Raw genomic sequence first — 24,082 nt, 5'->3', positions numbered from 1 at the left:
GGGGGAGCGGGCGCACCCGGGCGGGTACTTCCGCCGTCTCCGTCCGACGGTCGTTCCACTGGGCGGGCCCTCCCCCCCGGGGCTCGCCCCCACACCCGTTTGCGGTGCGATGCGGATCAGGGCAGCTGGGCCGCCCGTGCCTCCCGCCGGTTGCCGCGGAAGTTGTTCACCCGGCGCGCCGTGGCGAACAGCGGGATCACCGCGGCGGCGACCAGCTGGAGCGCGCAGCCCGTCTGGAGCAGCAGCTGCCCGCTGGGGGCGTCGAAGGCCCAGGCGCACAGCAGCCCCATGGAGAGCACGATCCAGGACAGCATGGCGCCGGCCAGGCGGCCCCGCGGCTTCGGGTACTCGACCCGGCTCACCATCAGCCACGCGGTGCCGAAGATCGCCAGCAGCGTCGCCACGAAGGGCAGATCCAGCAGCACGATCGAGACGACCGTCAGCGCGCCGAACGGCGAGGGCATGCCCTGGAACATGCCGTCCTTCATCGTCACGCAGGAGAAGCGCGCGAGTCTGAGCACCACCGCCAGCAGCACCACGATCGCGCCCAGCGCCGCCACCCTCTGGTGGGCGCCCTCCGCGACCATGCCGTAGACGAGGACGAAGTACGCGGGCGCCAGGCCGAAGCTGATCAGGTCGGAGAGGTTGTCCAGTTCTGCGCCCATGGGGGACGAGCGCAGCTTCCGGGCCACCAGTCCGTCGAACAGGTCGAAGACGGCCGCGCAGAGCATCAGGATCACGGCGGTGGCGGCGCTGTGCCGCGCCATGCCGGTCTCCTGGTCGCCGGTGAGGTGCGGGATCAGGATGCCGGTGGTGGTGAAGTACACCGCCATGAACCCGCACGTGGCGTTGCCGAGGGTGAGGGTGTCCGCTATCGAGAGGCGGAGCGAGAGCGGCATCTCCTCCTCGTCGTCCACGTCGTCCGCCTCGGGCACCCAGCCCGCCTGGGTCTCCGGATCAATCACGGTCAATGCGAGTCACCCCAGCCACGGTCTTCTGTCCGACCTCGACCGCGACCTCCACGCCCTCGGGCAGGTAGAGATCGACACGCGAGCCGAAGCGGATCAGACCGATGCGGTCGCCCTGCTCGACCTTCGTGCCCTGCGGAAGGTAGGGCACGATGCGGCGGGCCACCGCGCCGGCGATCTGGATCATCTCGATGTCGCCGAGTTCGGTGTCGAAGTGCCAGACTACGCGCTCGTTGTTCTCGCTCTCCTTGTTGAAAGCCGGAACAAAGCCGCCGGGGATGTGCTCGACGGACGTCACCGTGCCCGCGAGGGGCGCGCGGTTGACGTGGACGTTGAGCGGGCTCATGAAGATCGCGACGCGGGTACGCCCGTCCTTCCAGGGCATGATGCTCTGCACCACACCGTCGGCGGGCGAGATGACCCGGCCCGTGGCGATCTCACGCTCGGGGTCGCGGAAGAACCACAGCATGCCCGCCGCCAGCGCGGTGGCGGGCACGGCGACGGCCTTCGCGACGCCCGAGCGGCGAGCGCGGGCCAGGCTGAGGGCTGCGGTGGCGACGGTCGGGAGAAGCCACGGCGATGCTCCGCGCGCGAGGCGTACGCCGGCTCGGCTGTCGCGAGGTGCAGAGGTTTGGCTGTGGGGCATGGATGACCTTCGTAGCGGATGATGCCGCGCTCTGACGGGGGACGGCGGCTTTCCGGGGATCGTACCGGTCGGGGCCTACAACTGGGCAAGCCAGGCTGTCGAGTCGGCGGCCGAAGAACGTCTACGGGGTGTGATCTTCTTCTCGAAGAAAACACCCCGTATCCGGACAATCAGCCCTGGAACCGATACTCTTCGAGCAGTCTGCGACCGATGATCATTTTCTGGATCTCGGCGGTACCTTCACCGATGAGCAGCATCGGAGCCTCCCGGTAGAGGCGCTCGATCTCGTACTCCTTGGAGAAGCCGTAGCCGCCGTGGATGCGGAAGGCGTCCTCCACGACCTCCTTGCAGTACTCGGAGGCGAGGTACTTGGCCATGCCGGCCTCCAGGTCGTTGCGCTGACCGGAGTCCTTCTTGCGGGCCGCGTTGACCATCATCGCATGGGCGGCCTCGACCTTGGTGGCCATCTCCGCCAGCTTGAACTGGATGGCCTGGTGCTGGGCGATCGGCTTGCCGAAGGTGTGCCGCTGCTGGGCGTACTGCACACCCAGCTCGAAGGCACGCTGGGCAACACCGCAGCCACGCGCCGCCACGTTGACCCGGCCGACCTCCACGCCGTCCATCATTTGGTAAAAACCTCGGCCGGTGACGCCGCCGAGCACCCGATCGGCCGGTACCCGCAGGCCGTCCATGATCAGCTCGGTGGTGTCGACGCCCTTGTAGCCCATCTTCTCGATCTTGCCGGGGATGGTGAGGCCCGGACGGACCTCGCCGAAGCCCGGCTCCTTCTCGACCAGGAAGGTGGTCATCGACTTGTGCGGCGCCGTGCCCTCGGCGTGGCCTTCGTCACTGCGCACCAGCACGGCCACCAGCGAGGACGTGCCGCCGTTCGTCAGCCACATCTTCTGGCCGGTCAGGACGTACTCGTCGCCGTCCTTGACCGCCTTGGACGTGATGGCCGACACATCCGAGCCCAGGCCCGGCTCCGACATGGAGAAGGCGCCGCGGATGTCACCGGCCGCCATGCGGGGCAGGAAGTGGTCCTTCTGCTCCTGGGTGCCGTGCTGCTTGAGCATGTACGCCACGATGAAGTGGGTGTTGATGATGCCGGACACCGACATCCAGCCACGGGCGATCTCCTCCACGCACAGCGCGTAGGTGAGCAGCGACTCGCCGAGGCCGCCGTACTCCTCGGGGATCATCAGACCGAACAGGCCGAGTTCCTTCAGCCCGTCCACGATCTGCTGCGGGTACTCGTCGCGGTGCTCCAGCTCGGTCGCGACAGGAATGATCTCCTTGTCGACAAAGTCCCGGACGGTGGAGAGGATCTCCTGCTGGACGTCGGTCAGACCGGCGGTCTGGGCGAGACGGGCCATGGCTTACTTCTCCTGCTGCTTCAGCTCGGGGCGGCCGGGCTGCTCGCCGCCGCGCTCCTTGATGTACGTCTCGGTGGGCACCATGACCTTGCGGCGGAAGACGCACACCAGGGTGCCGTCCTGCTTGTAGCCCTTGGTCTCGACGTAGACGATGCCGCGGTCGTTCTTCGACTTCGACGGCCACTTGTCCAGCACCGTCGTCTCGCCGTAGATCGTGTCGCCGTGGAAGGTCGGCGCCACGTGCTTGAGCGACTCGATCTCCAGGTTGGCGATCGCCTTGCCGGAGATGTCCGGCACGCTCATGCCCAGCAGCAGGGAGTAGATGTAGTTCCCGACGACGACGTTCTTGCCGAAGTCCGTCGTCTTCTCCGCATAGTTGGTGTCCATGTGGAGCGGGTGGTGGTTCATGGTGAGGAGACAGAACAGGTGGTCGTCGTACTCCGTGACCGTCTTGCCCGGCCAGTGCTTGTACGTCGCCCCGACCTCGAACTCCTCGTAGGTGCGTCCGAACTGCATCGCGCTCAGGCCTCCGGGATCTCGAACGTGCTGGTGCGCTGCATGCCGGCGGCGCGTCCCTTGCCCGCGATGACCAGCGCCATCTTCCGGCTGGCCTCGTCGATCATCTCGTCGCCGAGCATCGCGGAGCCCTTCTTGCCGCCCGCCTCGGACGTGTAGTAGTCGTACGCGTCCAGGATCAGCTCGGCGTGGTCGTAGTCCTCCTGGGAGGGCGAGAAGATCTCGTTGGAGGCCTCGACCTGGCCCGGGTGCAGCACCCACTTGCCGTCGAAGCCGAGGGCGGCGGCGCGCTGGGCGACCGCGCGGTAGCCGTCCACGTTGCGGATCTGGAGGTAGGGGCCGTCGATCGCCTGGAGGTTGTTGGCGCGGGCGGCCATCAGGATCTTCATCAGGATGTAGTGGTAGGCGTCCGCCGGGTAGCCGGGCGGCTGCTCGCCCACGACCAGCGACTTCATGTTGATGGAGGCCATGAAGTCGGCCGGGCCGAAGATGATCGTCTCCAGCCGGGGGGAGGCCTCGGCGATCGCGTTGACGTTGTTCAGGCCCTGGGCGTTCTCGATCTGCGCCTCGATGCCGATCTTGCCGACCTCGAAGCCCATGGTCTTCTCGATCTGCGTCAGCAGCAGGTCCAGCGCGACCACCTGCTCGGCGGACTGCACCTTGGGCAGCATGATGCAGTCGAGGTTCTGGCCGGCGCCCTCGACGACCGTGACGACATCGCGGTACGTCCACTCGGTCGTCCAGTCGTTGACGCGCACGACGCGTGTCTTGCCGGTCCAGTCGCCCTCGTTGAGGAACTTGACGATGGTGTGCCGCGCCTCGGGCTTGGCCAGCGGCGCGCAGGCGTCCTCCAGGTCCAGGAAGACCTGGTCCGCCGGGAGGCCCTGCGCCTTCTCCAGGAAGCGCGGGTTGCTGCCCGGCACCGCCAGGCAGGAGCGCCGCGGGCGAAGGCGGTTGACGGTCGTCATGCGGGGACCTCCAGAGGGTCGAGCTTGTTCGCTTTCCGGATCTCGTCGACGATGCGGCCGATGATCCCGGTGATGTCGAAGTCCTTCGGGGTGAAGACGGCGGCCACTCCGGCTTCCCTGAGCTGCTCCGCGTCCCCGTTCGGGATGATGCCACCTGCGATCACCGGTATATCTGTGGCACCGGCCACACGGAGGCGCTGGAGCACGTCCGGGACGAGCTGGGCGTGCGAACCGGACAGGATCGACAGGCCCACCGCGTGCACGTCCTCGGCGAGGGCCGCGTCCACGATCTGTTCGGGGGTCAGCCGGATGCCCTGGTAGACCACCTCCAGGCCGGCGTCCCGGGCGCGTACGGCGATCTGCTCGGCGCCGTTGGAGTGTCCGTCCAGGCCGGGCTTGCCGACCAGGAAGCGGAGCTTGCCGACGCCCATGTCGCGGGCGGTGGCGGCGGCCTTCGCACGCACCTCGGCGAGCGCGGAGCCCGGCTCGGCGGCGACGGCGACCGGCGCGGAGGAGACCCCGGTGGGCGCCCGGTACTCGCCGAACACCTCGCGCAGCGCCGCGGCCCACTCGCCGGTCGTGACCCCGGCGCGGGCGCACTCCAGGGTGGCCTCCATCAGGTTCTCCGTGCCCTTGGCGGCCTCCTTCAGCCGCTCCAGCGCCTTGCAGGGGCGCGGGTGGTTGAAGGGCGGCTGGTAGCGGGTGTCCCGCCACTGCCGGAGCGACTCGACGACGCGGGCCTCGACCGCCGGGTCGACCGTCTGGATCGCGGTGTCCAGGTCGGCCGTCAGCGGGTTGGGCTCGGTGCCCTCGAAGATGTTGACGCCGACGATCTTCTCCTGGCCGGACTCGATCCGGGCCCGGCGCTCGGCGTGCGAGGAGACCAGCTGCGACTTCAGGTAGCCGGACTCCACGGCGGCCATCGCGCCGCCCATCTCCTGGATCCGGTCGATCTCCGCGAGGGCGTCCGCGACCAGCTGGTCCACCTTCGCCTCGATCACCTTCGAGCCCTCGAAGATGTCCTCGTACTCCAGCAGGTCGCTCTCGTAGGCGAGCACCTGCTGGATGCGCAGCGACCACTGCTGGTCCCAGGGGCGGGGCAGCCCCAGGGCCTCGTTCCAGGCCGGCAGCTGCACGGCACGCGCGCGTGCGTCCTTCGACAGCGTCACCGCCAGCATCTCCAGCACGATCCGCTGGACGTTGTTCTCCGGCTGCGCCTCGGTCAGTCCGAGCGAGTTGACCTGGACGCCGTAGCGGAAGCGGCGCTGCTTGGCGTCCTCGATGCCGTACCGCTCGCGGGTGACCTTGTCCCAGATGCGGCCGAAGGCGCGCATCTTGCACATCTCCTCGATGAAGCGGACGCCCGCGTTCACGAAGAAGGAGATCCGCGCCACCACGTCGCCCATGCGCTCCTGCGGCACCTGGCCGGAGTCGCGGACGGCGTCCAGCACGGCGATCGCGGTGGACATCGCGTACGCGATCTCCTGCACCGGTGTGGCCCCGGCCTCCTGCAAGTGGTAGCTACAGATGTTGATCGGGTTCCACTTGGGGATGTGGGAGACCGTGTACGCGATCATGTCCGTCGTCAGGCGGAGGCTCGGTCCCGGCGGGAAGACGTGCGTCCCGCGGGACAGGTACTCCTTGACGATGTCGTTCTGGGTCGTGCCCTGGAGCCTGGTGATGTCCGCGCCCTGCTCCTCCGCGACGACCTGGTAGAGCGCCAGCAGCCACATGGCGGTGGCGTTGATCGTCATCGAGGTGTTCATCTGCTCCAGGGGGATGTCCTGGAACAGCCGGCGCATGTCACCGAGGTGCGAGACGGGCACGCCGACCCGGCCGACCTCGCCGCGGGCGAGGATGTGGTCGGGGTCGTAGCCGGTCTGCGTCGGCAGGTCGAAGGCGACCGACAGACCGGTCTGGCCCTTGGCGAGATTGCGCCGGTACAGCTCGTTGGACGCTTCGGCCGTGGAGTGACCGGCGTACGTCCGCATGAGCCACGGACGGTCCTTTTCCCTCCGGCTGTCCGAAGGCTGACGCTCTGTCATCTGCGGCTCTCAGACGTTCCGGAAGCGGTTGATGGCGTCGATGTGCTTCGCGCGCATCTCCGGGTCGCGCACGCCGAGGCCTTCCTCGGGGGCCAGGCACAGCACGCCGACCTTGCCCTGGTGCAGGTTGCGGTGGACGTCGTAGGCGGCCTGGCCGGTCTCCTCCAGGGAGTAGGTCTTCGACAGCGTCGGGTGGATCTTGCCCTTGGCGATGAGGCGGTTGGCCTCCCAGGCCTCGCGGTAGTTCGCGAAGTGCGAGCCGATGATCCGCTTCAGCGACATCCACAGGTACCGGTTGTCGTACTCGTGCATGTAGCCCGAGGTCGAGGCGCAGGTGGTGATGGTGCCGCCCTTGCGGGTGACGAACACGGAGGCGCCGAAGGTCTCGCGGCCGGGGTGCTCGAAGACGATGTCGATGTCCTCGCCGCCGGTCAGCTCGCGGATGCGCTTGCCGAAGCGCTTCCACTCCTTCGGGTCCTGGGTGTTCTCGTCCTTCCAGAACTTGTAGCCCTCGGCGTTGCGGTCGATGATCGCCTCGGCGCCCATCGAGCGGCAGATCTCCGCCTTCTGCGGGCTGGAGACGACACAGATCGGGTTGGCGCCGCCGGCCAGCGCGAACTGGGTGGCGTACGAGCCGAGGCCGCCGCTCGCGCCCCAGATGAGCACGTTGTCGCCCTGCTTCATGCCGGCGCCGTTGCGGGACACCAGCTGCCGGTAGGCGGTCGAGTTGACCAGGCCCGGGGCGGCGGCCTCCTCCCAGCTCAGGTGCTGCGGCTTCGGCATCAGCTGGTTGGACTTGACGAGCGCGATCTCGGCGAGACCGCCGAAGTTGGTCTCGAAGCCCCAGATGCGCTGCTCGGGATCGAGCATGGTGTCGTTGTGGCCGTCGGAGGACTCCAGCTCGACGGACAGGCAGTGCGCGACGACCTCGTCACCGGGCTTCCAGGCGTTCACGCCCGGGCCGGTGCGCAGGACGACGCCCGCGAGGTCGGAGCCGATGATGTGGTACGGCAGGTCGTGGCGCTTGGCCAGCTCGTTGGTGCGGCCGTAGCGCTCCAGGAACCCGAACGTGGACAGCGGCTCGAAGATCGAGGTCCACACCGAGTTGTAGTTGACGGAGGAGGCCATCACGGCCACCAGCGCCTCGCCCGGGCCGAGTTCGGGCACGGGGACCTCGTCGAGGTGGATCGACTTGCGCGGGTCCTTGTCGCGGGTCGCGAGGCCCGCGAACATCTCCGTCTCGTCCTTGTGCACGGTGATCGCGCGGTACGACTCGGGGATCGGCAGGGCGGCGAAGTCTGCGGACGTGGCGTCCTTCGACTGGATCGCGTCCAGGATGTCCTTCACGGTCACGGTGTTGCCTCCGGCGGTGAGCGCCCTGAGGGAGGGGCGCTGGGGGTTCGTCGGTGCTGCTTGGAGTGCTGCTGAGGGTGGAAAAGTGCTGCTGAGGGTTTTTGAAGGGGTGCCGTCGGTTCGGCTCGGTGGTGCTTCGGCAGCGCTTTGTGGCGCGGGAGGTTGCCTGTGACGCAGGCGTCCGGGCGCGCGAGCCGGCGGCTTGCGGGGACAGCCGGCGAACGCATGGTCTCTGCTCGCCGGCCGCCCGGACACCTTCAACGTATGACACCGCGTGTCAGGTGACAAGGCACTGAGTGCCAGAACCTCGTCTCAGATGAAATCTTTACGTAACAAATGAGCGATGATCGATCGAACGGGCCCTGAAATCTGCTCGAAAAGGTGCCCTGACATGCCAAAACGGCCACCCCGTCGGGTGGCCGTCGTCACAGCGGTGAAGCGGGATCAGCGCTCCTTGAGCGCCTCCTCGATGGTGCGCATGACCTCCTCCAGCGGGGCGTCGGTGCGGGCGACCGTGACCAGCACCTCACTGTGCGGGGAGACCGTCGCCGGGGCCGGGGTGCCGGCCGGCCGGCCGGCGGGGGTGCGCCCCGCCCCGATGCCGGTGCCGAAGGTCTTGCGGACGATCGCGAAGGCGTGGTCGAGCTGGGCCTCCACATCGCCCTGGCCGCCCGCCCGCAGCCAGCGCCGGAGCACATGGTTGTGGGCGGTGACCACCGCCGAGGCGGCCACCTCGGCGAGCAGCGGGTCGTCGTTGGCGTCGTCGGCGTGCGCGTGCTCGTCGAAGTGCCCGAGGAGGTAGCGGGTGAACAGGCGCTCGTAGCGGGCCACCGAGGCGATCTCGGCCTCGCGCAGGGTGGGCACCTCGCGGGTGAGCTTGTAGCGGGCGACCGAGATCTCCGGCCGCGCCGCGTACATCTTCATGACTTCCTTGATGCCGCGGCACACGGTGTCGAGCGGGTGCTCGTGCGCCGGGGCGGCGTTGAGGACCGCCTCGGCACGGATCAGTGTGTCGTCGTGGTCCGGGAAGATCGCCTCTTCCTTGGAGCGGAAGTGGCGGAAGAAGGTGCGGCGGGCGACCCCGGCCGCGGCCGCGATCTCGTCGACGGTGGTGGCCTCGTACCCCTTGGTCGCGAACAGCTCCATGGCTGCGGCCGCCAGTTCTCGGCGCATTTTCAGCCGCTGGGCGGCGGCGCGACTGCCTGCGGCACTTTCCGGCGCGTCGGGCGTAGCTGGTGTACGGGAGGACTTGGCGGGCTGGGACATGACCCGAAAGTACTGCATGTGCGCAGCTCGGTGCGCAGGTGCGGGGCATCCCCCGCCCCCGGGGGGCGGGGGTCCCGCGGCCGGGCCGAGCAGTCCGCCCCAGTCCGTCTCCGCGTCGTACCAGTCGCCGGCGCCGTCAGCGGCGGGCATACTCGCGGAAGCCGCGGCCCGTCTTGCGGCCGAGGCAGCCCGCGGCCACCAGGTGCTCCAGGAGCGGCGCCGGGGCCAGCCCCGGGTCGCGGAACTCGCGGTGCAGCACCTTCTCGATGGCCAGCGAGACATCCAGCCCGACCACGTCCAGCAGCTCGAACGGGCCCATCGGGTAGCCGCCGCCCAGCCGCATCGCCGCGTCGATGTCGTCCAGCGAGGCGTAGTGCTCCTGGACCATCTTGACCGCGTTGTTGAGGTACGGGAACAGCAGCGCGTTGACGATGAAGCCGGCCCGGTCGCCGCAGTCCACCGCGTGCTTCCTGATCTTCGTGCAGACCTCGCGGACGGTGGCGTGGACGTCGTCCGCGGTGAGCACCGTGCGGACCACCTCGACCAGCTTCATCGCGGGGGCCGGGTTGAAGAAGTGCATGCCGATCACGTCCTGCGGGCGCGAGGTGGCGCGGGCGCAGGCGACGACGGGCAGCGAGGAGGTGGTGGTGGCCAGCACCGCGCCGGGCTTGCAGACCTTGTCCAGCGTCTGGAACAGCTGCCGCTTGATCTCCAGGTCCTCGGCGACCGCCTCGACGGCCAGGTCGACCTCGGCGAAGGCGTCGTAGGACCCGGCCGGGGTGATCCGGTCCAGCGTCTGCGCGGCGGCCTCGGCCGTCAGCCGGCCCTTGTCCACGGAGCGGGCCAGGGACTTGCCGATCCTGGCCTTGGCGGTCTGCGCCTTCTCCTCGCTGCGGGCGGCCAGCACGACCTCGTACCCGGCCTTCGCGAACACCTCGGCGATGCCGGAGGCCATGGTCCCGGAGCCGGCGACGCCGACCGAGCGGACGGAGCGGCCGGCCGCGCCGGTGCCGTCCGCGCCCGGGGTCAGCGCGTCCGGCACCACCGTGGCGCTGCCCGGCGCCGCGTAGGTGTAGAAGCCGCGCCCGGACTTGCGGCCGGTCAGGCCCGCTTCGCTGAGCTGCTTCAGGATCGGGGCGGGGGCGTGCAGCCGGTCCTGGGACTCGGCGTACATGGCCTCCAGGACCGTGCGCGCGGTGTCGACGCCGATCAGGTCCAGGAGCGCGAGCGGGCCCATAGGAAGGCCGCAGCCGAGCCGCATCGCCGCGTCGATGTCCTCGCGGGAGGCGTACCGGGACTCGTACATCGCGGCCGCCTGGTTGAGGTAGCCGAACAGCAGCCCGTCCGCGACGAACCCGGGGCGGTCGCCGACCGCGACCGGTTCCTTGCCCAGCTCGACCGCGAGGTCGGTGACGGCGGCCACGGCCTGCGGGGCCGTCAGCACCGAGGAGACGATCTCGACCAGCTTCATCGCCGGGGCCGGGTTGAAGAAGTGCAGCCCGAGCACCCGCTCGGGGCGCGCGGAGTCGGCGGCGAGCCGGGTCACGGACAGGGCGTTGGTGCCGGTCGCGAGGATCGTCTCGGGGCGGACGATGCCGTCCAGCGCACGGAAGATCTGCTGCTTGACCTCGTACGACTCCGGGGCCACCTCGATGACGAGGTCGGCGTCGGCCGCCGCGGCGAGGTCGGTGCCGGTGCGCAGCCGGGCCAGGGCGTCGGCGCGCTCCTGCTCGGAGATCCGGCCGCGCTCCACACAGCGGGCGGTGGAGGCCTCCAGGGCGGCCAGCGAGCGGGCGGCCTGCGCCTCGCTGATGTCGATGCCGATCACCTCGCGGCCGGCCTTCAGAAGGACTTCGGTGATGCCGGTGCCCATGGTGCCGAGACCGACGACGGCGATCGTCTTGAGCGGGGACAGGCTTGCGTCGGAGCGGGGAGTGGCCATCGCGGGACTCCAGGGATGAGGGTGACGACGAGGAACGCGCCGGGTGTGCCCGAAGGCACACCGCGGAGCGGAGAAGAGGTGCGGGTGTGGCCGGGCTGCGAGCGCACACGCCCGGTACTGCCGGTGCCACGGGCGCGCACACGCCCGGCAGCGGCGGATCTCCGACCGGCTCTGTCCCGGAGCCGGGTCGTACTGCGGTGTTCGGCGGTACTCGCCGCACCGAACCGACAGATGCCCGCGACGGCCGCGTCACCAAACCGTCGCCAGCGAGGATGCGAGAGGGTGTCTCGCTCGTATGAGCTTAACCGGCGGGTAACGAGCGCGCCAGCCCCCGGAGTTTGTGATGTACCTCCCTCTGTGCCCGCGGGCCGCCTACGCTGGACCCCGTGGACGAAGAGTTGCGAGCGCTCACGGAGCGCTTACGGCAGGAATCGGGCGGCTCGGCGGCGTTCCACCGCCTGTTGGCGACCGAGGACCACGACGAACTGGCCGAGGTCCTCACCGCCCCCGGCCAGCCCCTCTGGGCGCGGGAACTGGCCGCGTTCCGGCTCGGCCGCGCGGGCGACCGGCGCGCCTTCGAGTCCCTGGTGCTGCTGCTCAACCACCGCGACCCGCCGCGCTGCGCCGCCGCCGCGCACGCCCTGGCCCGGCTCGACGACCCGCGTACGGCCCGCGCGGCCGCTGCCCTCGCCACCAACGAACTGCGCGTGGCCTACGCCCTGCACCCGGTCCGGCTGCTGGTCGCCCTGCGCGCCCCCGAGTCCGTGCCCGCGCTGATCACCACCCTGGAACGCCGCCTCCGCCCGTACGACCCCTACCGCCGCGTCGCCCTCGCCTGCGTGGAGGGGCTCGGCACCCTCGCCGACCCCCGGGCCCGCCGCATCCTGACCGAGGCCCTGGCCCACCCGGCCCTGGCCGAGGCGGCGGTCCACGCCCTGGCCCGCATCCCCGAGCAGAAGCAGACGCACTGACACCCCGGCCGTGAGCGGGGTCAGGCCTCCAGTACGGCCAGTGCCTCCACCTCCATCAGGAAGTCCGGGGAGACCAGGGCGGCCACCTGGACGGCGGAGGAGGCCGGCAGGCGGGTGTCGGGTATGTGGGCGGCGCGGGCCGTGCGGAGGGCCGGCAGGTGGGACATGTCCGTGACGAAGTACGTCAGCTTGATCACGTGCTCGAAGCCCGCCCCGGCCGCGGCCAGACAGCGCCGGAGGTTCTCGAAGACCTGGCGGGCCTGGGCGGCCGGGTCGCCCGGGCCGACCAGCCGGCCCTCCTCGTCCAGGGGGAGCTGGCCGGAGACGGCGACCAGGCGGCCGGTCGCCGTGACCACATGGCTGTACTGGGCGGCGGGGGCGACCCCGTCGGGGGCCGGGATCCGGATGGGTTCGGTCATGGCGCCATTGTGGATCACGCCACTGACAACGCCCCCGGCGTCCCCGCGGAGTTACCGGCGGAAGCCCAGCAGGCGGTGCAGCACCGCACCGGCGGAGGAGAGCGGCGCCGCCTTCGCCTTGAGCGGTTCCGGCTCCGGGGACCTGTGGCACACCGCGTCCGCCACACCGGCACCGCGCGGCACCGTGCCGTCCGTCAGATACGCGGCCAGATACCGGTCCAGACAGGCGTTGCCGCCGAGTGTGACGCCGTGGTTGCCGCCGCCCTCCTCGACCACCAGGCTGGAGCGGGCCAGCAGATGGTGCACCGTGACACCGCCCGGGTACGGGGTCGCCGCGTCGTCGGTCGCCTGGAACAGCAGCGCCGGCGGCAGCTTGGCGTTGGCGATGTTCACCGGCGTACCGGAGCCGACCGGCCAGAACGCGCACGGCGCGTTGTACCAGGCGTTGTTCCAGGCCATGAAGGGCGCCTTGCCGTACACCTTCCAGGTGTCCGCACGCCACCGGTTCCAGCCGCGCGGCCAGGCCACGTCACGGCACTGCACGGCCGTGTAGACGCTGTAGCCGTTGTCGCCGGCGGAGTCCACGGCTCCGAGACTCTTGTACGCCTCCACCAGCGGCGCGGTCTCCTTGTGGTGGACGTAGGCCGCGAACGCCTCGGCGAGATAGGGCCAGTAGCCGTCGAAGTAGCCGCCCGGGATGAAGGTGTCCTCCAGCTCCGCGGCGCCGACCTTCCCCGCGGCGGGCCGCTTCGCCAGCGCCGCCCGCATCGCGTACCAGGCGGCCTCCACCTTCTCGGGGTCCCTGCCGAGCCGGTATGCCGCGTCGTGCCGGGCGATCCACGCCATCAGCGCGCGGTGGCGGTCGTTGAAGGCGTAGTCCTGGCCCAGGTTGTCCCGGTACCAGACACCCGACGGATCCACGATCGAGTCCAGCACCAGCCGGCGCACCCGCTGCGGATACAGCTTGGCGTAGACCGCGCCCAGGTAGGTGCCGTAGGAGTAGCCGAAGTAGCTGATCGTGGGCGCGCCCAGCGCCTCCCGGATCGCGTCGAGGTCCCGCGCGGCGCTGACCGTGTCCATGTAGGGGAGCACGTCGGCGTGCCGGCGGCCGCACGCGGCGGCGAAGGACCGTGCCCGCTTCAGGTTCGCCTGTTCCACCGCGGCCGTGGCCGGCACGGTGTCCGGGCGCACCGGGGCGAAGTGGCGGGGCGCGCAGTCCAGGGCCGGGCCGCTGGCGCCCACCCCGCGCGGATCGAAGCCGATCACGTCGTACCGGGCCGCCACGCTCCGCGGCAGCGCGGCGGCGACGAAGCCGGCCAGCGCCAGCCCGCTGCCGCCGGGGCCGCCGGGGTTGACCAGCAGCGGCCCCTGGGAGGCCGCGGCGGTGTGCGGGACGCGCGAGAGGGCGAGACTGATCGTCCGGCCGGCCGGGTTCGCGTGGTCCAGCGGCACCCGCAGCGACGCGCACTGCATGCTCGGGTACTCGCTCGTGCCGCACTTCTGCCAGGCGAGCCGCGGAACGGGGGCGGCGGTCGCGCGCGCGGGGGCGGCGGTGACCGAGCCCGCCAGCACCGCGGCGGCTGCGCACAGCACGGCCGTGCGTCTTCTCATGGGGCCTCCCGGGACGGAGGGATCGGCGAACCGTGAGGTCACGGCTCTCGCCGGATCGTCCCGGCAACGGCGGCCCGAGGAACGCGTCCCGGCCGGAGTTGACCCGATTGGGCCGAGGGATGCCCTCGAACGCGCTCAGATGAGGGTCAGCTGGGTGGGCTCGGACCCGGTCGCGGGTTCGGCCGGCCGGATCCGGCGCGCCGCACGCGCGCGCGTGGGTCCGATGCCGTACTCCTGCGCCAGCTCGTGCACCTGACGGGTGATCCGGCGCTGGTACCACGTCGGCGCGTAGGCTCCTTGCGCGTACATGCGCTCGTAGCGGCCCACCAGGTCCGGGTGGTGGTGCGCCAGCCAGGCCATGAACCACTCGCGGGCGCCCGGCCGCAGATGCAGCGTGAGCGGGGTGACCGAGGTGGCCCCGGCCTCCGCGATGGCCCGTACCGCGGCCCGCAGCTGCTCCGGACGGTCGCTCAGGAACGGGATCACCGGCGCCATCAGCACCCCGCAGCCGATGCCGTGCTCGCCGAAGGCCCGTACGACGTCCAGTCGGCGCTCGGGCGCGGGGGTGCCCGGCTCCACCGTGCGCCACAGCTCGGTGTCGAGGAAGCCCACGGAGACCGAGACGCCCACGTCCGTCACCTCGGCCGCCCGCACCAGCAGCTCCAGGTCGCGCAGGATGAGCGTGCCCTTGGTGAGGATCGAGAACGGGTTCGCGTGCTCGGTGAGGGCCGAGATGATCCCCGGCATCAGCCGGTAGCGGCCCTCGGCGCGCTGGTAGCAGTCGACATTGGTGCCCATCGCGATGTGGTCGCCGCGCCAGCGCCGGGAGGCGAGCTGACGGCGCAGCACCTCGGGGGCGTTCACCTTGACCACGATCTGGGAGTCGAAGCCGAGGCCCGTGTCGAGGTCCAGATAGCTGTGCGTCTTGCGCGCGAAGCAGTACACGCACGCGTGCGTGCAGCCCCGATAGGGATTGACCGTCCATTCGAACGGCATGCGCGAGGCGCCCGGCACCCGGTTCAGCACCGAGCGCGCCCGGACCTCGTGGAAGGTGATCCCGCGGAACTCGGGCGTGTCGAAGGTGCGGGTCGTCACCGCGTCCGCGCCGAACAGGGCCGGCTCGGCCCGTCCGTGCTCGGTCTCCTCGGCGGGATCGGTGAGGTTGTCCCAGCGCATGACGCCTCCTCGGTAGCACTGCGGCACAGAATAGAACATGTGTTCCCATGATCGTGCGGACCCCGATTTGGGCGGCCGGGCGCCGGGGTGGTTGGCTTGCCGTGGTTGGTTACCAACCCCGAGCAACCAGGTCCTGGAGGAACGCAATGGCGCAGGTCGAGGCCACAACGGAGCGGGTCGTCGCGGCGGACGCGGAGAAGGTGTTCGACGCCCTCGCCGACTATTCCGGCACGCGGCAGAAGCTGCTGCCCGAGCACTTCAGCGAGTACGAGGTGCGCGAGGGCGGCGACGGCGAGGGCACCCTCGTCCACTGGAAGCTCCAGGCCACCAGCAAGCGGGTGCGCGACTGCCTGCTGGAGGTCAGCGAGCCCACCGACGGCGAGCTGGTCGAGAAGGACCGCAACTCCTCCATGGTCACCACCTGGCGCGTCACCCCGGCCGGCGAGGGGAAGTCCCGCGTCGTCGTCACCACCACCTGGCAGGGCGCCGGCGGCATCGGCGGCTTCTTCGAGAAGACCTTCGCGCCCAAGGGCCTCGGCCGGATCTACGACGCCCTGCTCGCCAACCTGGAGCGCGAGGTCACCCAGTAGCCTCAAATGGCAGCCGGTGAAGGGGAGTTGACTTCCGGAACCGACTTCCGGAGTTGACCCCCTTCACCGGTTCGGGTGGATCTCCACCCCGGCCCCCCGCGCACCGTAACCCGCCGCAGTTGTCCGCAGTTGCCTGCCTTAGGCGCGACATGTGACAGGTGTGACTGAGGGGAGCGGCACATGGGCGGGACGGCACTGGTGAAGCACGAGCCGGACACGGCACCGGCCCCGGACGCCGTCGAGGCACCGCCGCCGCCCGCTCCGGCCGCCGCACTCGGCGCGGGCCGCGTCCGGCTCGTCTTCTTCGGGCTGATGCTCGCCCTGCTCCTCGCCGCGCTCGACCAGATGATCGTCGCGACCGCCCTGCCGAAGGTCGTCGGCGAACTGCACGGCCTGGACCGGATGTCCTGGGCGATCACCGCCTACCTGCTCACCTCCACCATCGGACTGCCCCTGTACGGCAAGCTCGGCGACCTCGTCGGCCGCAAGGGCGTCTTCCAGTTCGCCATCGCCGTCTTCGTGGCCGGCTCTGCGCTCGCCGGCCGGTCCCAGTCCATGGACCAGCTGATCGCCTTCCGCGCGGTCCAGGGCGTCGGCGCCGGCGGACTCATGATCGGCGTGCAGGCGATCATCGCCGACATCGTGCCGCCCCGCGAACGCGGCCGCTACATGGGCCTGATCGGCGCCGCCTTCGGCCTCGCCTCCGTCGCCGGCCCGCTGCTCGGCGGCTACTTCACCGACCACCTCTCCTGGCGCTGGTGCTTCTACGTCAACGTCCCCTTCGGCCTGGTCACCCTCGCCGTCGTCACCGCCGTCCTGAAACTCCCCAGACCCGCCACGCGCGGCCGCCTCGACGTGCCGGGCGCGCTGCTCCTCGCCGTCGCCTCCACCTGCCTGGTCCTGCTGACCAGCTGGGGCGGCACCGAGTACGCCTGGGGCTCGAAGCAGATCGTCGGCCTCGGCGCCGGCGCGGCGGCCGCCGCCGCCCTCTTCCTCGTCGCCGAGCGCTTCGCCGCCGAACCCCTCATCCCACTCCGGCTCTTCCGCGACTCGGTGTTCAACGTCAGCGGCCTGGTCGGCCTGGTGGTCGGCGTGGCCCTGTTCGGCGCCGCCAGCTATCTGCCGACGTTCCTCCAGATGGTCGACGGGGCCAGCGCCACCGGGTCCGGGCTGCTGATGCTGCCCATGATGGCCGGGATCGTCGGCGCCTCCGTCGTCGGCGGACAGCTCATCAGCCACACCGGCCGCTACAAGGTGTTCCCCGTGCTCGGCAGCGCCGTCGCCGCCGTCGGCATGTGGCTGCTGTCCCGGCTCCAGACCGACACGCCCCGGCTGCACTACAGCATCTGGATGGCCGTCCTCGGCGCCGGCATCGGCCTGGTGATGCCCGTCCTCGTCCTGGCCGTGCAGAACTCCGTACGCCCCGCCGACCTCGGCACCGCCACCAGCGCCAACAACTACTTCCGGCAGATCGGCGGCAGCGTCGGCGCCGCGATCTTCGGCACCCTCTTCGCCGACCGGCTCAGCCGCTCCCTGCGCACCGCACTGCCCCCGCGCGCGGGCGGCCGGCTGCCCGACCCCGACTCCCTCACCCCGCAGCTCGTCCACGCGCTGCCCCCGGCCCTGCGCGACGCCTACATCCGCGCCTACGCCGACGCGATGCCCCGGATCTTCCTCTACCTCGTCCCGGTGCTCGTCCTCGGCCTGCTCATCGCCTTCTTCCTCAAGGAGAAACCACTGGTGTCCCACCACACCCCCGCCACCGATCCGCAGACCGCGCCGGTGCCCGCCCCGCTTCCGCCGCCCCGGTCGTCGTACGCCGCCGGAGTCCCGGTCTGCGGCACCGTGCAGCACCCGGACGGCACCGTGGTGCCCCGCGCGGCGCTCACCCTGATCGACGCCGCCGGACAGCAGATCGGCCGCGGCGCGAGCGGCGAGGACGGCCGGTACGCGCTGTCCACCCCGGGCTCCGGGGCGTACGTCCTGATCGCCGCCGCTGGCGGCCACCAGCCGCAGGCCGTCTCCGTCACCGTCGGCGAACGCCCCGTGGAACTCGACGTCGTCCTCGGCGGCGCCGGCCGCCTCGCCGGCTGTGTCCGCACCGCCGACGGCACCCCCGTCCGGGACGCCACCGTCACCCTCACCAACGTCCACGGCGAGGTCGTCGCCGCCGTCCGCAGCGGCCGCGAGGGCGGTTACGTCATCACCGAACTGGTCGCCGGCGAGTACACCCTCGCCGCCAGCGCCCCCGCCTACCGGCCCGCCGCGCTCCCCGTCACCGTGCAGGCCTCCCGGGAGACCCGCCAGGACGTCGAGCTCGCCGGCGGCGCCGTGCTGCGGGGCACCGTCCGGGCGAGCGGCGGACGCCCCGTGGAGGACGCGCGCGTCACCCTCCTCGACGCCGCCGGCAATGTCGTCGACACCCTCACCACCAAAGCGGACGGCACCTTCCGGTTCGTCGACCTCTCCTCCGGCGAGTACACCGTCATCGCCGCAGGTTACCCGCCGGTCGCCACGGTTCTCCAGGTCGCGGGCGGTGGCCGGACCGAGCGGGATCTCCAGCTCGGCCACGAGGACTGACCCGGGCGCCGGGCCGCGCACCGCCGTGACCGGCACCGATCCGGGGTGACCAATTCCAGGATTCGGCACACATCGCGACCGGACGTCGCCGTACGGTAGTGGCGGGCGGCACAGATCGTTTTGTACAGCCGTGGGGAGAGAGGGCCTGGGCCATGGACCGTGGCAGCGAGCGGGACACACCTCCCGGTCGCGGCGCCGGCAGCGCCGCGCCCGGCCGGATTCCGCTGGCCGTTGTCGTCGTCGACCGCAACGGCCTGGTGTCGCACTGGAGCAGCGGCGCGGGCCGGTTGTTCGGCGTGGCACGGCAGCAGGCGGTGGGGCAGCCCGCGGCGGATCTGCTGCCCGTCTCCGGCGCGCTCCCCGACCAGGGCGACCCCACGCCGGACGCCTTCGAGTCCTACGACGGGCTCGGCCCCGACCTGGAGGCCTCGCTCGGCGGCGACACCGCCTACGCCACCGCGGGCCGCGCCCGCCTGGTGCCGCCCGGCCGGCACCCCGAGGGCGAGCGGATCGACGTGCTGTGGTGGGCCTACCCGCTGGTCGGCCCCGACGACTCCCGGCTGCTCGTGCTCGCCACCGACGCCACCCGGCTGTGCGAGGACCGCGGCCACGAGGACGAGACCGCCGAACGCATCTCGCCCGGCTTCGCCCGCCACACCGAACTGCCCGCCTCCGCGGAACTCGAACGGCGGCTGCCCGAGATCCTGCCCAACATGGGCCCCGGACTCAGCGGCCGCATCGTCTCCCAGGTCCTGGAACTCGGCTACCCCGTCCTGGAGTTCAGCCAGTTCGACCGGGTGCCGGTGACCCCGTACTGGGGCGTTCCGCGCCGCCCCGGACGCGGCAGCCGTGCCCAGGCCGTCGTACCGCAGCCGCGGGCCGCGGGCGCCGTCGTGGTCCCGGCCGGCGCCGAACAGGAGCTGGAGTACGCCGCCGTCCGCGAGCGGCTGGAGTTCCTCAACGAGGTCAGCTCCCGCATCGGCTCCTCCCTCGACCTCGGCGAGACCATCCGCGAGGTCACCAGCGCCGCCGTCCCCCGGTTCGCCGACTTCGCCGGCACCCATCTGCGCGCCGCGGTCCTGGCCGGCGAGGACTTCCCGGACGGCCCGCCCGACGCCAGCACCGTGATGTTCCGCGTCTGGGTCGAGCACAACGACGAACCCGGCCGCTGGGACGACACCGTGCCCGTCGGCGAGGCCTTCGCCTTCCCCGAGCACACGCCGTTCTACCGGTGCATGGTCACCGGTGAACCGGTGCTCGTCCCGCGGGTCACCGAGGAGCTGTCCGAGCGCATCTCCGGCGAGTTCGAGAAGCGCGACCTCAGGCCGCTCATCGGCGGCAGGTCCCTGCTGATCGTCCCGCTCAAGGCACGCAACGTCGTCCTCGGCTTCATGGTGCTGATGCGCCGCCCGGACCGGCCCGCCTTCGACGACATGGACCGCACCACCGGCGCCGAACTCGCCGCCCGCGCGGGCCTCGTCCTCGACAACGCGCGCATGTACACCTACCAGGAGAACGTCGCCGACACCCTCCAGGACAGCATGCTGCCGCAGGTCGAGCCGAGGATGGCCGGCTGCGACATCGCCACCCGCTATCTGCCCGGCACCCGGCTCGGCCGGATCGGCGGCGACTGGTTCGACACCATCAAACTGCCCGGCTCACGCACCGCCCTCGTGGTCGGCGACGTCATGGGCCACGGCCTCAACTCGGCCGCCATGATGGGCCAGCTGCGCACCGCCGTGCAGACCATGGCCGCCATGGAGACCCCGCCCGCCCAGCTGCTGCGCAACCTGGACGACCTGGCCCGCCGGCTCGGCGACAACTACCTCGCCACCTGCCTCTACGCCGTCTACGACCCCATCCGCGGCGAACTCCACCTCGCCAACGCCGGACACATCCCGCCCGTGCTGGTCCGGGCCGAGGACGGCAGCAGCCGGCTCCTCGAACTGCCCACCGGTGCGCCCATAGGGGTCGGCGGTGTCCCCTTCGAGGCGATCCGGGTCAAGGTCGCGCCCGGCGACCGGCTGGTGCTGTGCACCGACGGCCTGGTCGAGGTGCGCGGCACCGACATCGGCGAGGGTCTCGCCGCGCTCTGCGAGTCCGCCGCCCACCCGGCCGCCTCCATGGACGACGCCTGCGACACCATCATCCGCGCCCTCAACACCCGCGACGGCCGCAAGGACGACGTCGCCCTGCTCATGGCCCGTCTCAACGGCATCCCGGACGACCATGTCGCCGCCTGGCGGCTCGGCGCCGACCCCCGCGAGGTGGGCCGGGCCCGCCGCCTGGTCCGCGAACGGCTCCTCGACTGGGGCCTGCCGCAGGCCGTGGACACCGCCGAACTGCTGGTCAGCGAGGTCGTCACCAACGCGGTCCGGCACGCCGGGAGCGACCCGGTCGAGCTGCGGGTGGTCCGCACCAACGCCCTGCTGTTCGAGGTCACCGACGACGAGCCAGCCCTGCCGGCCATGGTGAGCGCCGCGCCCGACGACGAGTCCGGCCGTGGACTGCGGGTGGTCAGCCGGCTCGCCCGCGAGTGGGGCGCCAGCGCCAGCGGCCACCGCAAGACGGTCTGGTTCGAGCAGGCGCTCACGGAACGGTAGTAAGGGGGGCGTGCCGTTGTCAGCGCGCCCCCTCGCAGCTCCGTATATCTCGTGAAGGTGGCTCCAGGCCTCTTGCCCTGTCCCCGATCACCACGATATTCCGATCACGGAACCGACCCGTGGGGAGATCGTATGAACGTCTCGGACAACTACCGCAGCGCCTGGGAGAGTTACTGGAGCGCCACCTCCGAGGCCCGGGGCGAGGCCATATGGGACTCCGACCCCTCCCTCGGCGCCGCACCGCACGCCGAACTGCTCCTGCCGTACGCCGACCCGGGCCGCACCGTGGTCGACCTCGGCTGCGGCAACGGCACCCAGACCCGCTACCTCGCCACCCGCTTCGCCCGCGCGGTCGGCGTCGACCTCTCGCACGCGGCGGTCGCCCACGCCCGCCGCGCCTCGGGCGGTGACGGGCCCGAGTTCCAGCAGCTCGACCTCACCGACACCGACGCCGTACGCGCCCTGCACGACCGGCTCGGCGACAGCAACGTCTATATGCGGGCCGTCATCCACCAGAGCGAACCGGCCGCACGCCCCGCGGTCGCCGCCGCCGTCGCCACGCTCCTCGGCACCGAGGGCCGTGCCTTCGTCGTGGAGCTGACCTCCGGCTCCCGGGACGTCCTCAAGCGCGCCGCCTCCCAGCCGGGCGGTCCGGGACCCAAGCTCCAGCGTGTCTTCAAGCACGGCCTGAAGCCCGCCGACGCCGACGACGAGGAGATCCCCCGGCTGCTCGGGGAGGCCGGCCTGGCCGTCCTGGACAGCGGAGAGACGGTCCTGCCCCAGACGGAGCACCTCCTGGACGGCACCCGCATCGACCTACCCGCCCGGTGGTTCGTACTCGCCGCCAAGTAAGGAGTTCCGCGTACCGGCCCGGGGTCGTGGTGCCGGTGGGGTGGGGCGCGTAACGTGAGCCGGCATGAAGATCCTCATCAGTGCGGACATGGAGGGGGCGACCGGTGTCACCTGGCCGGCGGACGTGCTGCCGGGGACGCCGGAGTGGCAGCGGTGCCGGTCGATGTTCACCTCGGACGTGAACGCCGCCGCCCAGGGCTTCTTCGACGGCGGCGCCGACCAGGTGCTCGTCAACGAGGCGCACTCGACCATGCGGAACCTGCTGCTGGAACACCTCGACGAGCGGATCGAGATGCTCACCGGACGGCACAAGGCGCTGTCCATGGTGGAGGGCGTCCAGCACGGGGACGTCGACGGCATCGCGTTCGTCGGCTACCACGCGGGCGCCGGCATGGAGGGCGTCCTCGCCCACACCTACCTCGCCAACCAGATCACCGGGGTCTGGCTGGACGACGTCCGCGCCAGCGAGGGGCTCCTCAACGCCCGCGTCGTCGCCGAGTACGGCGTCCCGGTCGTCCTGGTCACCGGCGACGACATCGCCTGCGAGGACGCCCTCGGCTATGCGCCCGAGGCGCTGAAGGTCGCCGTGAAGGACCATGTCTCGCGGTACGCGGCCGTCTGCCGCACCCCGGCCCGTACCGCCGCCGACATCCGCGCCGCCGCCAAGGAGGCCGCACGGCTCGCCGTCCGGTACGAGCCCGTGCACGGCGGCCCGCACACCGTCGCGGTGGAGTTCGACGCCGAGCATCTGGCGATGGCCGCAACCGTCGTCCCCGGTGTGCTGCGGACCGGGGAGCGCAAGGTGGCGTACGGCAGTCCGACCATGTACGAGGCCATTCGCACGTTCAAGGCGGTCACCACGATCGCCTCCGCCGCCGTGGAGGAGCAGTATGGCTGACCAGCAGGCCCTGGACGAGGTGGTCGAGTTCACCTCCGGCCTGATCCGGATCGACACCACCAACCGCGGCGGCGGCGACTGCCGGGAGCGGCCGGCCGCCGAGTACGCCGCCGAACGGCTGGCCGGCGCCGGCCTGGAACCGCTGCTGCTGGAGCGCACCCCGGGCCGTACCAACGTGGTCGCCCGGATCGAGGGCACCGACCCGTCCGCCGACGCGCTGCTGGTCCACGGCCATCTCGACGTGGTTCCGGCCGAGGCCGCCGACTGGAGCGTGCACCCCTTCTCCGGGGAGGTCCAGGGCGGCGTGGTGTGGGGGCGGGGCGCCGTCGACATGAAGAACATGGACGCGATGATCCTGGCGGTCGTCCGCTCCTGGGCCCGGCAGGGGGTACGGCCCCGCCGCGATCTCGTCATCGCCTTCACCGCGGACGAGGAGGCCAGCGCCGAGGACGGCTCCGGCTTCCTCGCCGACCACCACCCCGAACTCTTCGAGGGCTGCACCGAGGGCGTCAGCGAGTCGGGCGCCTTCACCTTCCACGACGGCGCCGGCCGGCAGATCTATCCGATCGCCGCGGGGGAGCGGGGCACCGGCTGGCTGAGGCTCACCGCCCGCGGCCGCGCCGGACACGGCTCCAAGGTCAACGAGGAGAACGCGGTGACCCGGCTCGCCGCCGCCGTCACCCGCATCGGCGAGCACCGGTGGCCGTCCCGGCTCACCCCGACGGTGCGGGCCGCCCTCGCCGAACTCGCCGCCCTCTACGGCATCGACGCCGACCTCACCGACCCGGACCTGCTGCTGGACAAGCTCGGCCCGGCCGCCCAGCTGGTGGAGGCGACCGTCCGCAACAGCGCCAACCCGACCATGCTGGCGGCCGGTTACAAGGTCAACGTCATTCCGGGCGAGGCGGTCGCCCATGTCGACGGGCGGTTCCTCGCCGGTACCGAGAAGGAGTTCCGCGCCACCCTGGACGAGCTGACCGGCCCCGACATCAGCTGGGAGTTCATCCACCGGGAGGTCGCCCTCCAGGCACCGGTGGACACGCCGACCTTCGCCCGGATGCGGGCCGCCGTCAAGGAGTTCGCGCTCGAGGGACACGTCGTGCCGTACTGCATGCCGGGCGGCACCGACGCCAAGCAGTTCTCCCGGCTCGGCATCACCGGCTACGGCTTCACCCCGCTGAAGCTGCCCGAGGACCTCGACTACCAGGCGCTGTTCCACGGGGTGGACGAGCGCGTACCGGTGGCGGCACTGGAGTTCGGCGTGCGGGTCCTCGACCGCTTCCTGCGCACCGCCTAGCCACG

19 protein-coding genes are annotated in these 24,082 nt (G+C 71.3%); 7 read left to right on the top strand and 12 right to left on the bottom strand.

Going from position 1 to position 24,082, the window contains the following annotated elements; genetic code table 11:
- Positions 1-116: 116 nt before the first annotated feature.
- The 9 genes from pssA to ACFVIU_RS15390 form a co-directional block, all read right to left on the bottom strand.
- Positions 117-935, bottom strand: a complete 819-nt coding sequence (pssA, locus tag ACFVIU_RS15430; RefSeq protein WP_385843026.1) for a CDP-diacylglycerol--serine O-phosphatidyltransferase — start codon at positions 933-935, stop codon at positions 117-119.
- A 22-nt stretch (positions 936-957) separates the two neighbouring features.
- Complete coding sequence (locus tag ACFVIU_RS15425) at positions 958-1,614, bottom strand: phosphatidylserine decarboxylase (protein ID WP_385842942.1); 657 nt, start codon at positions 1,612-1,614, stop codon at positions 958-960.
- Between the two features lie 170 nt (positions 1,615-1,784).
- Positions 1,785-2,990, bottom strand: coding sequence for an acyl-CoA dehydrogenase family protein (locus tag ACFVIU_RS15420; RefSeq protein WP_385842941.1), 1,206 nt, complete (start codon positions 2,988-2,990; stop codon positions 1,785-1,787).
- 3 nt (positions 2,991-2,993) lie between these two features.
- Entirely contained in the window at positions 2,994-3,506 is a 513-nt protein-coding gene (locus tag ACFVIU_RS15415) for a MaoC family dehydratase (protein ID WP_019757884.1), read from the bottom strand.
- Positions 3,507-3,511: 5 nt separating this feature from the next.
- Positions 3,512-4,474, bottom strand: coding sequence for an HpcH/HpaI aldolase/citrate lyase family protein (locus ACFVIU_RS15410; RefSeq protein ID WP_385842939.1), 963 nt, complete (start codon positions 4,472-4,474; stop codon positions 3,512-3,514).
- Positions 4,471-6,519 (bottom strand): protein meaA, encoded by a 2,049-nt coding sequence (locus tag ACFVIU_RS15405; protein WP_385842938.1) that lies wholly within the window; start codon positions 6,517-6,519, stop codon positions 4,471-4,473. Before ACFVIU_RS15405 ends, ACFVIU_RS15410 begins: the two co-directional genes overlap by 4 nt.
- A 9-nt stretch (positions 6,520-6,528) precedes the next feature.
- Positions 6,529-7,866 (bottom strand): crotonyl-CoA carboxylase/reductase, encoded by a 1,338-nt coding sequence (ccrA, locus tag ACFVIU_RS15400; protein WP_385843025.1) that lies wholly within the window; start codon positions 7,864-7,866, stop codon positions 6,529-6,531.
- Between the two features lie 450 nt (positions 7,867-8,316).
- The gene (locus tag ACFVIU_RS15395) at positions 8,317-9,138 is read right to left on the bottom strand and encodes a TetR family transcriptional regulator (protein WP_385842937.1); all 822 of its coding nucleotides are present in this window, start codon (positions 9,136-9,138) and stop codon (positions 8,317-8,319) included.
- A gap of 136 nt (positions 9,139-9,274) precedes the next feature.
- The gene (locus ACFVIU_RS15390; protein WP_385842936.1) at positions 9,275-11,080 is read right to left on the bottom strand and encodes a 3-hydroxyacyl-CoA dehydrogenase family protein; all 1,806 of its coding nucleotides are present in this window, start codon (positions 11,078-11,080) and stop codon (positions 9,275-9,277) included.
- A 386-nt stretch (positions 11,081-11,466) separates the two neighbouring features.
- Between ACFVIU_RS15390 and ACFVIU_RS15385 the strand changes: the two genes are divergently transcribed.
- The gene (locus ACFVIU_RS15385; RefSeq protein WP_385842935.1) at positions 11,467-12,051 is read left to right on the top strand and encodes an adenylosuccinate lyase; all 585 of its coding nucleotides are present in this window, start codon (positions 11,467-11,469) and stop codon (positions 12,049-12,051) included.
- 20 nt (positions 12,052-12,071) lie between these two features.
- Here ACFVIU_RS15385 and ACFVIU_RS15380 read toward each other — a convergent pair whose 3' ends face one another.
- The 3 genes from ACFVIU_RS15380 to ACFVIU_RS15370 all read right to left on the bottom strand — a co-directional run bounded on the left by ACFVIU_RS15380 (position 12,072) and on the right by ACFVIU_RS15370 (position 15,257).
- Positions 12,072-12,470, bottom strand: a complete 399-nt coding sequence (locus ACFVIU_RS15380; RefSeq protein ID WP_385842933.1) for a RidA family protein — start codon at positions 12,468-12,470, stop codon at positions 12,072-12,074.
- A gap of 51 nt (positions 12,471-12,521) precedes the next feature.
- Positions 12,522-14,081, bottom strand: a complete 1,560-nt coding sequence (locus tag ACFVIU_RS15375) for an alpha/beta hydrolase (protein WP_385842932.1) — start codon at positions 14,079-14,081, stop codon at positions 12,522-12,524.
- A 135-nt stretch (positions 14,082-14,216) separates the two neighbouring features.
- Positions 14,217-15,257, bottom strand: coding sequence for an Rv2578c family radical SAM protein (locus ACFVIU_RS15370; protein WP_385842931.1), 1,041 nt, complete (start codon positions 15,255-15,257; stop codon positions 14,217-14,219).
- A 146-nt stretch (positions 15,258-15,403) separates the two neighbouring features.
- Between ACFVIU_RS15370 and ACFVIU_RS15365 the strand changes: the two genes are divergently transcribed.
- From ACFVIU_RS15365 to ACFVIU_RS15340, 6 genes are all read left to right on the top strand, one after another.
- Positions 15,404-15,847, top strand: coding sequence for an SRPBCC family protein (locus ACFVIU_RS15365; protein ID WP_385842930.1), 444 nt, complete (start codon positions 15,404-15,406; stop codon positions 15,845-15,847).
- Between the two features lie 180 nt (positions 15,848-16,027).
- Positions 16,028-18,427 carry an MFS transporter gene (locus tag ACFVIU_RS15360; protein ID WP_385842929.1) on the top strand — a complete coding sequence of 800 codons (2,400 nt, stop codon included), beginning with the start codon at positions 16,028-16,030 and terminating at the stop codon, positions 18,425-18,427.
- A 152-nt stretch (positions 18,428-18,579) separates the two neighbouring features.
- A complete protein-coding gene (locus tag ACFVIU_RS15355; RefSeq protein WP_385842928.1) occupies positions 18,580-21,030 on the top strand; it encodes a SpoIIE family protein phosphatase in 2,451 nt (816 codons plus the stop codon).
- A gap of 132 nt (positions 21,031-21,162) precedes the next feature.
- The gene (locus ACFVIU_RS15350; protein WP_385842927.1) at positions 21,163-21,882 is read left to right on the top strand and encodes a class I SAM-dependent methyltransferase; all 720 of its coding nucleotides are present in this window, start codon (positions 21,163-21,165) and stop codon (positions 21,880-21,882) included.
- 64 nt (positions 21,883-21,946) lie between these two features.
- On the top strand, positions 21,947-22,780 hold the full coding sequence (locus ACFVIU_RS15345) for a M55 family metallopeptidase (RefSeq protein ID WP_385842926.1): 834 nt from the start codon (positions 21,947-21,949) through the stop codon (positions 22,778-22,780).
- The gene (locus tag ACFVIU_RS15340) at positions 22,773-24,077 is read left to right on the top strand and encodes a M20/M25/M40 family metallo-hydrolase (RefSeq protein WP_385842925.1); all 1,305 of its coding nucleotides are present in this window, start codon (positions 22,773-22,775) and stop codon (positions 24,075-24,077) included. The genes ACFVIU_RS15345 and ACFVIU_RS15340 overlap by 8 nt, the downstream gene beginning before the upstream one ends.
- Positions 24,078-24,082 lie beyond the last annotated feature (5 nt).

The sequence above is a fragment of the Streptomyces sp. NPDC127190 genome, assembly GCF_042672505.1.
Classification (GTDB): Bacteria; Actinomycetota; Actinomycetes; order Streptomycetales; family Streptomycetaceae; genus Streptomyces.
The sequence above is the reverse complement of the archived record's forward strand: the minus strand, read 5'-3'. Positions and strand labels throughout refer to the sequence as shown.